Origin of the sequence: Streptomyces sp. NPDC058678 (assembly GCF_042714835.1) — a bacterium.
In the GTDB taxonomy this organism is placed as follows: Bacteria; Actinomycetota; Actinomycetes; order Streptomycetales; family Streptomycetaceae; genus Streptomyces.
This window is the reverse complement of sequence record NZ_JBHXSG010000041.1, coordinates 66,760-78,328: the sequence shown is the minus strand read 5'-3', so window position 1 is coordinate 78,328 and position 11,569 is coordinate 66,760. Positions and strand designations below refer to the sequence as shown.

The 11,569-nt window shown below is 72.7% G+C and carries 9 protein-coding genes; 6 read left to right on the top strand and 3 right to left on the bottom strand.

Annotated features, from left to right (window positions below; genetic code table 11):
* Positions 1-115 precede the first annotated feature (115 nt).
* Genes ACFWWR_RS31335 through ACFWWR_RS31325 form a run of 3 tightly spaced genes read right to left on the bottom strand, consistent with a single transcriptional unit; the run spans position 116 to position 1,795 of the window.
* Complete coding sequence (locus ACFWWR_RS31335; protein ID WP_383868663.1) at positions 116-334, bottom strand: dehydrogenase; 219 nt, start codon at positions 332-334, stop codon at positions 116-118.
* A gap of 54 nt (positions 335-388) precedes the next feature.
* Positions 389-1,639: a PucR family transcriptional regulator gene (locus ACFWWR_RS31330; protein ID WP_383868660.1), complete on the bottom strand. Its 1,251-nt coding sequence runs from the start codon at positions 1,637-1,639 to the stop codon at positions 389-391.
* A gap of 3 nt (positions 1,640-1,642) precedes the next feature.
* A complete protein-coding gene (locus ACFWWR_RS31325; protein ID WP_266439968.1) occupies positions 1,643-1,795 on the bottom strand; it encodes a hypothetical protein in 153 nt (50 codons plus the stop codon).
* A gap of 172 nt (positions 1,796-1,967) precedes the next feature.
* Here ACFWWR_RS31325 and ACFWWR_RS31320 point away from each other — a divergent pair, with 172 nt between their 5' ends.
* The 6 genes from ACFWWR_RS31320 (at position 1,968) to ACFWWR_RS31295 (ending at position 11,565) form a co-directional block, all read left to right on the top strand.
* Positions 1,968-2,954: a DUF3068 domain-containing protein gene (locus tag ACFWWR_RS31320; RefSeq protein WP_383868657.1), complete on the top strand. Its 987-nt coding sequence runs from the start codon at positions 1,968-1,970 to the stop codon at positions 2,952-2,954.
* Positions 2,955-3,151: 197 nt separating this feature from the next.
* Positions 3,152-4,303 (top strand): glycosyltransferase family 4 protein, encoded by a 1,152-nt coding sequence (locus ACFWWR_RS31315; protein ID WP_383868654.1) that lies wholly within the window; start codon positions 3,152-3,154, stop codon positions 4,301-4,303.
* Positions 4,304-4,407: 104 nt separating this feature from the next.
* Entirely contained in the window at positions 4,408-5,133 is a 726-nt protein-coding gene (locus ACFWWR_RS31310) for a class I SAM-dependent methyltransferase (protein WP_383868731.1), read from the top strand.
* A complete protein-coding gene (locus ACFWWR_RS31305; RefSeq protein ID WP_384306761.1) occupies positions 5,130-9,335 on the top strand; it encodes an alpha-(1->3)-arabinofuranosyltransferase family protein in 4,206 nt (1,401 codons plus the stop codon). The genes ACFWWR_RS31310 and ACFWWR_RS31305 overlap by 4 nt, the downstream gene beginning before the upstream one ends.
* The gene (locus ACFWWR_RS31300) at positions 9,332-10,840 is read left to right on the top strand and encodes a condensation protein (RefSeq protein WP_384306732.1); all 1,509 of its coding nucleotides are present in this window, start codon (positions 9,332-9,334) and stop codon (positions 10,838-10,840) included. Before ACFWWR_RS31305 ends, ACFWWR_RS31300 begins: the two co-directional genes overlap by 4 nt.
* The gene (locus tag ACFWWR_RS31295) at positions 10,837-11,565 is read left to right on the top strand and encodes a methyltransferase domain-containing protein (RefSeq protein ID WP_383868646.1); all 729 of its coding nucleotides are present in this window, start codon (positions 10,837-10,839) and stop codon (positions 11,563-11,565) included. The genes ACFWWR_RS31300 and ACFWWR_RS31295 overlap by 4 nt, the downstream gene beginning before the upstream one ends.
* Positions 11,566-11,569: the final 4 nt, after the last annotated feature.

Sequence of the window (11,569 nt, the reverse complement as noted above, 5' to 3'; positions counted from 1 at the left end):
GGGGGGGGGGGCCGGTCAACTCCGGGGGGCCCCCCCCCCCGGGGGGGGGGGCCCGGGGGGGGGGGGGGGGGGCCCCCCCCCCCCCCCCCACCCCGGTCGTCGTTTCGGTGCGGCTTCAGAACAGCTGCGGATACGGGCAGCGTTCCAGCCCGGCGTCCGGACGGTCTGCCCACTGCCACCAGGTGTGCCGCGCGGCACAGCGAAGGACCGCCCGGCAGACCCGGCGACCGTCGTCCGTACGCCGGACCAGAACCATGCCACGGGCGGCCAGCGGCCGACCGCAGTCAGGGCAGGCGGGTGTGGCGGCATCGGTGAGGCCGGGCTCGGCGGACATGCGGCGCAGCGTATCCGGCCGGCCGTACGCCCCTCCGCGCGGTGTCCCGCTCCCTCACCCCCGCCCCCGTGCCTCCCCCAGCGTCCCCCGCAACCGCTGGGCCCGCAGGACGAGTTCCAGCTCGAAGCGGCGGTCGGGGTCGTCGATCTCGGCGCCCCACAGCTCGCGGATCTGCCGGAGCCGGTACCGCACCGTCTGCGGATGGACCCCCAGCCGCGCCGCCACTTCCGGTGCCCCGCCCCGCGTCTCCAGCCACGCCAGTAACGTCTCGGCGAGTCGTCGGCCGTGGGTCGGCCCGCAGTGGGTCAGCGGGGCGAGGCAGCGCAGGGCGAGGTCGTCGATGAGTTCCTCGGGCTGGAGGAGGACGAGGGCCTCGGTGTGCTCGGTGCAGTACAGGACGTCGCCGGCCGGCAGCAGGCCGCGTTCCATCAGGCCCACTGCCGCCTCGGCCCAGCGCAGCGACTTCGCCGCGTCGGCGAGCGGGACCGGCGGGCCGATCGCGCCCGCCCATCCGGTCAGGGCCCGGTGCAGGAGTTCCGGGCGGCCGGCGGCGTCGGGCTCCGGAACGACCATGCGGGGCTGCTCGTACTCCATGTCGAGCAGTACCCCCTGCCCGACCGCGGGCGCGACCGCCTCCCGCGCCGGGCGCAGCAGGACCCCCACGGCGACCTTCTCGGGCAGCGACCAGCCGATGCGGGCGGCGCGTTCGGTGAGGGCGTCGGCGGGGTCGCCGCGGTGGTATTCGGCCAGCAGCAGTTCCATCAGCCGGCGCTGCAGGCGCAACCGCTCGCCGGCCTGGCGGGCCGCCGCCTCCGCGTAGCCGCGTACGGACTGGTCGACGAGGCCGTCGAGGTACTGGTAGCCCGCGTCCACCAGTTCGTACATCGCCGGCGGCGGGATCTCCACCCGCTGGCCGATGTCGGCGAAACGGCGCCAGGCCAGCCGTACGCCCATGCGGTAGATCGCCTGGAGCGAGTCGAGGCTGCGACCGCCCAGGCCCTCGCCGCGGCCGAACTCCTGGAAGACACCGGGCGGTACGGTCGGGCGGCCCTCCGAGTGGTCGGAGTGCTCCAGATGCTGGACGAAGACCTCGATGGCCCGGCGGATGCCGATCAGGGCCATCGGTTCGCCGGACTCGTCGAGCACTTCGGGCAGGTGCGGGTACTCGCGGCGGATCTCGCGCAGGATCTCCTCGGCGAGTTCGGGTGCCTCCGCCATGGCGATGGCGGCGAACCGGCGAACCTGGAGGCGCGGCACTTCGTGCCAGGCCGAGCGGGTGGTGACGGTGGCCGGGCGAGGCGTCACGGGTCAACTCCCCTGACCCGCTTGCTCGTACGTGATCAAGGGAGTGTTGGGCTGGTCGGGCGTCGCTTCGAGCAGCGCGACGACGCCGAGTGCCGCGCCCACGGCAAGGGCGGCGCCGAGCGCCACGGCTAGTGCGGCGGCAAGCAGTCTGGACATCGCAGGGTCAGCCTCTCTGTCCGGCTCGATGCGGAGGTCCCACCCCGGCGTCCCACCCTGTCTGTCGGGCCCCAGTGTCGACAAGACATTGACACTCCGTCAAGGGGCGCCTACGGTTCCCGGCCCATAGAGCGGCCCGAACTCCGTCATCCCACGCCCCAGGAGTGCCCGGATGCGCCGTACAGCCTCACCACTCTCTTTGATTCTGCTGGGAATTGGCACGTTTCTGCTGGTACTGGCGCCCTTGTTGGCGTGGTACGTGGAGCCGCGGGCCGCTGTCAATCCCATCGACATCGACACCACCGCCGTCTACCGCGGCACGGGCAGCGTCTTCGACACCGAGCGCGTCGAAACCGTCCCCGACCAGCGGATCACCGTCACCCAGCGGGTGCGCGGCAACGTCGCGGACAGCGAGCGCAGCGGCAACGCCGTCTGGGACGTGACGACCACGGTCGACACGGACAAATCGCTGCCGGCCGCCGATCCGCACGACGCGCTGGACTTCGTCCCGCACCGCTGGGTCATGGACCGCAGGACCACCGAGCCGGTGCACTGCTGCAAGGAGACCCCGTACATCGAAGGCGAGGCCTATCTGAAGTTCCCGTTCGACGTGCAGAAACGCTCCTACCGCTGGTGGGACAACACTCTCGGCTCGACGGTCACGTTGAACTACCGGGGTACGAAAAAGGTCCAAGGGTACACGGGTTACCGGTTCACCGCAACGGTCCCGCCGTCGAAGGTCGGCTCCCGGCTGGTGCCGGGCACCATCGTCGACCAGCCCCAGCGGCCGCAGGTGCTGGCCGAGGAGTGGTACTCCAACCACGGAGTCGAGCTGGTCGTCGACCAGGCCACCGGCCGGGTGATCTACGCCCAGACGGGCCCCAAGCGCACGCTGCGGGCACCCGGCGCGGACAAGGACGCGGTGGTGCTGCTGGACAGCCGGAAGATCGCGTTCACCACCGCGACGCAGAAGGAGGCGGTGCGGCAGGCCGAGCGGGACAGTGGCCAACTGCGCGCGGTGGGCACCACGTTGCCGATCGGGGCGGCTGTGGCCGGATTCGTTTTGGCGGCCGTGGGGGGCGTTTTGGTGGTACGCGGGCGCAGGCGTCCCGAATCCACCGAAACACCCGAGAAGTCCAGGGTTCCCGTCACGATGTGACGTGACGTCAGTTCTAATAAAGCCAGAAATTGTCACTTGCGTGAGTAGCCGTGGCGAACGGCGGGGCGAAAACTGTCCACCCCACCCGAACACAGTCCGTCCACACCCACCTCGCAAGAAGCACCCAGTTCCCCCACAGACCGAAAACCCTCTTCCCCCACGCTGAGTTCCGCACCCTGAGACGAGTTGGAGCACCCATGCCCCAGCACGTGCCATCCTCCCTGCGCGCCCCGGTCCCCCGGGCGTCGCAGCACCCTTCGGCGCTCCCCCCACCTCCGCGCCGTATCGTTTTCCTTGCCCATCGAGATCTCGACAACCCGGCCGCCGGCGGCTCCGAGCTGCTGGTCGACCGACTCGCCGACGGCCTGACCCGGCTCGGCCACCAGGTGACCCTGCTGTGCGGAGGGCCCGCCTCGTACCGTGACTACCGGGTCGTGTCGGCCGGCGGCGAGTTCGGCCACTACCTGCGCGCCCGCTCGGCCTTCACCCGTCAGATAGGCGACTGCGACCTGCTGGTCGAGGTCTGCAACGGCATGCCGTACCTGGCACCCCTCTGGCACCGCGGCCCCACCCTGTGCCTGGTCAACCACGTCCACACCGACCTGTGGACGATGCGGTTCGGCGGGCCGCTGGCCCCGGCCGCGCGCATCGGCCGAAGACTCGAACACTGGGCGCTGTCCGGTGCCCAGCAACGCAATCTGCTGGTCGCCGTCTCCCCGTCGACGGCCCACGCCCTGCGCGCGATCGGCGTGGAACGCGACCGCATCCGGGTCGTGCACAACGGAGTGGAGGAACCCGGCCCGCGGGCCGGCCGTTCCCCCGAGCCGCTGTTCGTCGCGGTGGGCCGGCTCGTCGAGTACAAACGGATCGATCTGCTGCTGAGGCTGTGGGAGCGGGTGCGGCCGGTCACCGGCGGCCGGCTGCTGATCGTCGGTGACGGGCCCGAGCGGGCACGGCTGGAGCAACTCGCCGGTCCCGGAGTCGAGTTCACCGGGCATGTCTCCGAAGCCGAGAAGCACCGTCTGCTGTGCGAGGCCTGGCTGCTGCTGCACCCCTCCGCGGTGGAGGGGTGGGGCCTGGTGGTCACCGAGGCCGCCGCCCGGCAGACCCCGTCGATCGCTTTCGACGTCCCCGGCCTGCGCGACTCGGTCGTGGACGGCGAGACGGGCGTCCTTGCCCACGGCGAGTCGTCCTTCGCGGCGGCCTGGTGCACGTTGGCTCTGTCCGGACATCGCCGGGAGCTGATGGGAAAGGCGGCACGCGACCGGGCGGCACAGTACCGCTGGGATCGGACCGTGAGGCAGTTCCGGGCCGTGGCCGCCGAGGCGGTGCGAGGTTGGGTGCCGTGACGCCTACTCGCCGTGGCGGAAAGGCCGTCTCGCGGGTGTCCGCCCTGCGTGGCTGGTCGCGCAGTTCCCCGCGCCCCCTGGAGGGCGCTGTGCGGCAGCGCGGTATGAAGGACCCCTCCTTCCGGCGCTCCCTCGCCCTCTTCCGTGCCTTCCTGCGCGAGCAGGACGACCCGGAGGCCTGCTACTCGCTGCTCGCCCGGGACGCCGTCGACCAGGTGGAGGCCTACGACGGGCCGGTCGCCGGCCGTACGGTCGTGGACGTCGGCGGCGGCAGCGGCCACTTCACCGCCGAGTTCCGGCGGCGTGGCGCCCAGGCCCACCTCTTCGAGCCGGACGCACGGGAGCTGGGCGAGAAGCCGCCCGAGGGAACCGTGATCGCCGACGGTTATCTGCTGCCGCTGTCCGACGGGGCCGCGGACGTCACCTTCTCCTCCAACGTGTTGGAGCACGTGGCCGATCCGCAGACCTTCATCAGTGAGCTGGTGCGGGTGACCCGGCCCGACGGGCTGATCTATGTGTCGTTCACCAACTGGCTGTCCCCGTGGGGCGGTCACGAGTGGGCGCCCTGGCATTACCTGGGTGCCGAGCGGGCCCGCGCCCGCTACCGGCGCCGTACCGGAAGGGCCGCCAAGCACACCCTCGGCGAGAACCTGTTCGCCGTGCACATCGGCCCGACCCTGCGGCAGGTGCGCGCCCGCGACGACGTCACGGTCGTCTCGGCGCGCTCCCGCTACTGGCCGTTCCTCGCGGAGACCGTCGTGAGAGCTCCCGGGATACGCGAGGTGGCCACCTGGAACCTCCTCCTCATCCTCCGGCGGTGTCCACCATGACGACGTCCACGGTCCAGGCCCCTCCTCCGGCGGCCGTCCCCACCACCGCGATCATGTCGGGCCCTCCGGAGGGCCCGAGGTCACGGCGCTGGCTGCTGGGGTTCTGGGCCGTGGTGTTCGTGCTGTTCCTGGCGGTCCGTCCGGGCCGTCAGACCTTCGACACCAAGCTCGGTGTCACCACCGACCCGGGCCGGTTCCTCGCGGACCTCGGCCAGTTGTGGCACGACCAGGGCTCGTTCGGCGGAATCCAGGACCAGTACGTCGGCTATGTGTGGCCGATGCTGCCCTTCTACTGGCTGGGCCACGCCGTGCAGCTGCCGGTGTGGCTGATCGAGCGGCTGTGGCTGTCACTGGTCGTGTCGGTGGCCTTCTGGGGTGCGCTGCGGCTGGCCGAGCGGCTGCGCATCGGCAGCGGCACCTCCCGGTTGCTGGCCGCGGTGGCGTACGCGCTGTGGCCGGTGTTCACGATCGTCGTCGGCTCCACGTCGGCCGCCGCGCTGCCCGGCGCGTTCCTGCCCTGGGTCCTGCTCCCGCTCGCCGACGAGCGCTACACCGCCCGTGTCGCCGCCCTGCGCTCGGCACTGATCGTCCCGTTCATGGGCGGCGTCAACGCCTCCTCGACCCTGGCGGCCCTGCTCCCGGCCGGCCTCTACCTGCTCTCGCGCCCGCCCGGCCCCCGGCAGCGCAAGCTGATCGCCTGGTGGGTGCCGGGCGTGCTCTTCGCGACGTCCTGGTGGTGGATCCCGCTCCTCCTGCTCGGCACCTACGGCGAGAACTTCCTTCCGTACGTGGAGAGTTCGCAGACCACCACGGAGACCATGTCGGCGACGGAGGCGCTGCGCGGAGCCGGCAACTGGGTCGCCTATCTGCACCTGGTGGAGTCCTGGCTGCCGGCCGGCTGGACGGTGGCGTCCTCGGTGGTCGTGATCCTCTGCTCGGCGTTCGCCGCCGGGCTGGGGCTCGCGGGACTGGCCCGACGGGACATGCCGGAGCGGCGCTGGCTGGTGCTGACCGTGCTGACGGCCGTCCTGGTGCTGCTCGCCGGGTACGGCGGCGCGTTCGGCGCGCCCTTCCACGGGGCCGTGCAGGACTGGCTGAACGGCGGTCTCGCGCCCTTCCGCAACATCTACAAGTTCCAGGTGGGCCTGGCCCTCGCCCTGGTGCTGGGCCTCGCCCACCTGGTGGGCGTCGCCGCCGAGCCGCGCGGCGCCCGCGAGGTGCGGGGCCGCCGGTTCGCCCCGCTGATCGCGGCGGTGCTCATCCTTCCCGGGCTGATGTGGCCGTACCTCAACGGCTCGATCCTCCAACCGGGTTCCTTCCAGGAGCTCCCCAAGTACTGGCACTCCACGGCCGACTGGCTGGAGAAGTACTCCCCCGACTCGCGCGCCCTGGTCGTCCCGGCCACCGCGCACGGCATCTACACCTGGGGCTCCCCCATCGACCAGCCCCTCGACGTGCTCGCCGAGTCCCGCTGGGCGCAACGCGACTACGTCCCCTTCGGCACCCCCGGCAACCGGCGTGCCATGGACGCGGTGGAGGAAGCGCTGCTCACCGGCGGCGAAGTCCCGGGTCTGGCCGACTACTTGAGCCGTGCGGGCGTCTACTACGTCGTCGTCCGCAATGATCTCGACCCCGACCAGATCGGCAACGTGCCGACCTCGACGGTGAAGCGGACCCTGGAGCAGTCCGGCTACGAGCGGGTGACGGGTCTCGGCCCGCTCATGACGGGCGGCAGGATCCAGCCCGACACCCCGCTCCAGATCGAGGGCCTGTACCCGAGGCAGCGGGCGGTGGAGATCTACCGTCCCGCGAGCGAGGACGTGCGGCGGCCCGGGCAGGCCGGCCTGGCTCCGGTCGCCGACACCGCGGTGGTCTCCGGCGGCCCGGAAGCCCTGCTGCCGCTGGCGACCGAACTGCGCGGCCGGGCGACCGTCCTGACCGGTGACAACCATCCCGGGCTCGGCACCCCGCCGCTCCAGGTGGTCGGCGACGGGCTGCGCCGCGCGGACACCCGCTTCGGGCTGGTCAACGCGAACACCTCGTACACGTACACCCGCGACGAACGCAACGCGTCCGGCGCCGCCCAGGACGCCGGCGACGCACCGCACCAGATCCTGCCGGTCACGGGCCAGGACCACCAGACGGTGGCCGAACTGCGCGGCGCCCGCGCGGTCACGGCCTCCTCGTACGGCAACTGGCTGTTCCACCTGCCGCAGTTCGATCCGGTGAACGCCTTCGACGGCAACCCGGACACGGCGTGGACGGAGGGCGTGGCGGGCTCGCCGAACGGCCAGTGGCTGCGGATCGCCTTTTCGGACGACGAGTTCGACATGCCGTCCTCCTTCAAGGTCACGCCGTTGCCGCAGGAGAGCGTGCGGTCGGCGCCGACACGGGTGCGGGTGGAGACGGAGAAGGGCTCGGTGAGCAGCTTCCTCCGCCCGGACGGCTCGACACAGCGCGTCAAGGCGCCTGCGGGCGCGACGGGTTGGATGAAACTGACGATCACCGACTCGGTGGCCCGGCGGGCCGGGCTCGCGGGCGCGGGCTTCGCCGAGATCGACCTGCCGGACGTCCAGGTGACCCGTCTGCTCCGGCTGCCCACCGACGCCGCGAACTCCGAGAGCGCAGCCGCCTCCGCCGAGGTCGTCTCCCTGCACCGCACCGCCGACCCGGCCGGGTTCTCCCCGACGGGCACGGAGGCGGGTCTGCACCGCCGCTTCTCCACGGAGACGGCGGGGACGTACGAGGTGAAGGCGAGCGCGGTCCCGGTCACCGGTGAGGAACTCGACCGGCTGCTGTACGAGATCGCGCCCGACCAGGCCGGCCGCATCACGGCGACCGCCGACTCCACGGCCGCTCTCGGCGCGGGCCTGTCGGCACGCAACCTCACCGACGGCGACCTGACGACGGCGTGGATCGCGGGCGACCGGCCCACGATCCACCTGCGCTGGCCCGACAAACAGCCGGTCGGCGAGATCGTCCTGCCCGCCGCGGGCGGCCTGTCCACCCGGCCCACCGAGGTCGACATCAGCTCCCCCGACGGCGCGGTGATCGCCGGTGTCGACGACAACGGCTGGGTCCGCTTCCCGGCGATCACCACGGACCGCCTGGACATCACCATCACCAAGACGGCCCCGATGACCCTGCACAACCCGGTCGCCGACGAGGACCTGCAACTGCCGGTCGGCCTCACGGAGGCGTACATCCCGGCCCTCGACGGCTACCGCACCCCCCAGCCCAAGGCCACGCGCACCTTCTCGCTGCCGTGCGGGTCGGGGCCGGTGCTGGCGGTGGACGGGAAGCTGTATCCGACGAGCGTGAAGGGAGCCGTACGGGACCTGACCGAGCGGCGGGCGGTCGACGTGACGCTCTGCCAGTCCGGGCGCGCCGACAGCGAGTTGGAGCTGTCGGCCGGCTCCCACCGGGTCGAGGGCGGGGACGCCGGACCGCTCACCCTGACCGACGTGACACTGACCCGGGGCACGGTCACGCAGCCCACCCCGGTCGCGCGTGACCTGCGGATACGGGACTGGCTGGGCGACCAGCGAGCGGTGACGGTCGGCTCGGGCGCGGCCTCCTACCTCACGACGTACGAGAACCACAACGACGGCTGGAAGGCCACACTGAACGGCAAGGAACTGTCGCCGGTGCGGCTGGACGGCTGGCAGCAGGGCTGGCGGATCCCGGCGGGGGCCGGCGGCACGGTGAAGCTGTCGTACGAGCCCTCGACGACGTACGACGCCGGGCTGATCGGCAGCGGGGTGGCGCTGGTCGCCCTGCTGGGCCTGGTGCTGTGGCGGCGGCACGCCCCCAACCCGGACGACCCGCAGCCGCTCCCGCCCACGCCCGGCCTGTGGCTCGGCACGGTGGCGCTCACGCTGGTGGGCATCGTGATCGCCGGGTGGTTCGCCCTGCTCGTACCGGCGCTGGCGCTCCTCGCGTACCGGCGGCACTCGCTCCTCGTACCGATCGCCTTCGTGGCCCTCGCGGGCGCGGGGATCGCGGCGGCGGTCGGGGCCGGGGAGCCGGTCGGCGCGGAGGAGGGGGCGTTCGGGCACGCGGCCCAACTGCTGGCGTTGATCGCACTGTTCGCCGGGCTGGTGAGCGTCCGGGAGCGGACCGGGACACCCGTGGCGTCCGAGGCGCCCACCCGGCCACAGCCGCCGGTCGAGGCGGACAAGGGGAGGGACGAACCCGCATGACCAGCACACCGCTGCGCATCCCGTTCCCGGTGGTGGACGAGGTGGCCCGGCACTGTCTCCAGGAGGAGGAGCCGGAGACGGTCCACATCGAGGTGCACCTGCCGGGGCATCTGGACCCGGCGCGCCTGCGGAAGGCCTTCACGGAGGCGCTGCACCGGCATCCGCGCGTCCTCATGCGGGAGGCGGCGGGGCGGTGGTACCGCCGCCGCTACGAGTGGGAACTGACGGCGGAACCCGACGTGGAGGTGGTGAGCTTTCCGGCGCCGGGGAGGGACGCGTTACGGGACGCGCGGACGCGGGCGCTGGTGGAGGCACCACCGCTTTCGGCTTCGCCGCCGGTGCGGTTGGAGGTGGTGGAGGGGGCGGGGCCGGTCGAGGGGAGCGAGGCGACGGATGGAGTCGGCGCATCCGTCGCAGCTCCGCGTAGCCGCACGGCCGCGTCGGCGCCGGGACCGGCAGCGGCAGGCGGCATGCCGGCAGGGGCCGACGCCCGCGCAGCCGCCGCAGCTGCGGGCAGTCGTGCCGCTGGGGCGGCACGGGTGGGCGCAGCGGCACCCCGCGAGGGCGGGCAAGCACCCCCACCCCCCGGCAGCAACCCCGGCCAACGCCCCCCAGGCACCGTCCTCTTCCTCACCATCAACCACACCGCCCTCGACGGCCCCGCCTGCCTCCGCGTACTCGCCACCGCCGCGGAGCTGTACGGCGGCAAGGACAACGCCCCCGCAGCCCCGCCGCGACGTGCCCCCGAGCCCCCGCAGCCGCCCGAAGACACCCCCTCCAACTGGGCCAGACCCGCCCGCGTGGCGCCCGGCGCCCCTGAGCTCTCCCCCGGCAACGGCCTCCTCGTCACCGAGCTCGCGCTGCCGCACCGTCCCAAGGGCTCCCCGTACACCGTGAACGACCAGCTCATGGTCACCACGGCGCTCACCATCGCCCACTGGAACAGGGAACACGGCGTCCGACCCCGCCCCCTGCGCATCACCATGCCCGTGGACGACCGCCCCCGCGACACCACCATGCCCATCGGCAACGGCACCCGACTGGTCGAAGTCCCCTTCGCACCGGAGGAGTTGGACCACCCCCCGATGCCCGATCTCCTGCGCCGCACGGCAACCCGCACGCGGGTCCTCAAGTCCCTCCCCCGCCCTCAACTGGGCCACGGCGCCTCCCTCCTGACCGCCCCGGTCACCCCGGTGGCGTGGCGCGCCGCGCTCACCCGGGGCCTGCGCAGGGCCGCCGCGCCCTGGACGTCGACGACCCTCCTCAGCAACATCGGGCGGATCCCCTACCCCCTGGACTTCGGCGAGGAGGCCGGCCGCGCGCACGCCGTGTGGTTCTCCGCGCCGGCCCGGATGCCCCGCGGGCTCACCGTCACCACCGCGTCCACCGCGGGCCGCCTGCACCTCGCCCTGCGCTGGTCGCGATCCCTGCTCGGGCACGGCGACGGAGCCCACCTGCGGGACCTCTTCGAGCACTACCTGCACACCACGGAGGCCGGCACATGACCTCTACCGCGCAGCTCCCGAAAGACCTCCGGGACTTCTACGAGGATCCCGCCGTCCCGGTGGCCTCCGGCACCCCCCGCTCCCTCCGCCAGGCCCGCATGCTGGCATCCGCCCTCGGCACCGGGCGGGCACAGACGATCCTCGACATCGGCTGCGGCGACGGCACCGCGGCGGCCACCGCCGCTCCCCTCCTCCCCGGCCACCGCATCGTCGGCGTCGACTGGTCCCAGGACGCCCTGAAACGCGCCCGCGCACACCTGACGTACGCGATCAGGGGCGAACTCAGCGGCAGCGGCCTCCCGTTCGGTACCGGCTCCGCCGACGCCGTGCTGTTCAGCGAGGTGATCGAGCACCTCGTCGACCCGGACGCCGCGCTCGACGAGATCCGCCGCGTCCTGCGCCCGGGAGGCCACCTCATGCTGTCCACGCCGAACCTGGCCGCCTGGTACAACCGTGCCCTGCTGCTGGCGGGCGTCCAGCCCGTGTTCTCCGAGGTCAGCCTGCGGGGCATTCACGGCCGGCCCGGGCGGGAGGTGGTAGGACATCTGCGGCTGTACACGGCCCGCGCGCTGCGGGAGTTCGTCGGCGCGGCCGGCTTCGAGGTCGTACGGCTCGAAGGCGCCCCCTTCCACGGCGTACCGCGCCCCCTGCGGCCGCTGGACCGGCTGGCCTGTGCCAGACCGTCCCTCGCGTCGATCCTGCTGCTGCACGCGCGAAAGACGTAGGGGG

Coding starts and splice junctions, on each gene's coding strand:
- ACFWWR_RS31300 (WP_384306732.1), top strand. CDS start 9,332: ATGACCAGCACACCGCTGCGCATCCCGTTCCCGGTGGTGGACGAGGTG.
- ACFWWR_RS31310 (WP_383868731.1), top strand. CDS start 4,408: ATGAAGGACCCCTCCTTCCGGCGCTCCCTCGCCCTCTTCCGTGCCTTC.
- ACFWWR_RS31320 (WP_383868657.1), top strand. CDS start 1,968: ATGCGCCGTACAGCCTCACCACTCTCTTTGATTCTGCTGGGAATTGGC.
- ACFWWR_RS31325 (WP_266439968.1), bottom strand. CDS start 1,795: ATGTCCAGACTGCTTGCCGCCGCACTAGCCGTGGCGCTCGGCGCCGCC.
- ACFWWR_RS31305 (WP_384306761.1), top strand. CDS start 5,130: ATGACGACGTCCACGGTCCAGGCCCCTCCTCCGGCGGCCGTCCCCACC.
- ACFWWR_RS31315 (WP_383868654.1), top strand. CDS start 3,152: ATGCCCCAGCACGTGCCATCCTCCCTGCGCGCCCCGGTCCCCCGGGCG.
- ACFWWR_RS31295 (WP_383868646.1), top strand. CDS start 10,837: ATGACCTCTACCGCGCAGCTCCCGAAAGACCTCCGGGACTTCTACGAG.
- ACFWWR_RS31335 (WP_383868663.1), bottom strand. CDS start 334: ATGTCCGCCGAGCCCGGCCTCACCGATGCCGCCACACCCGCCTGCCCT.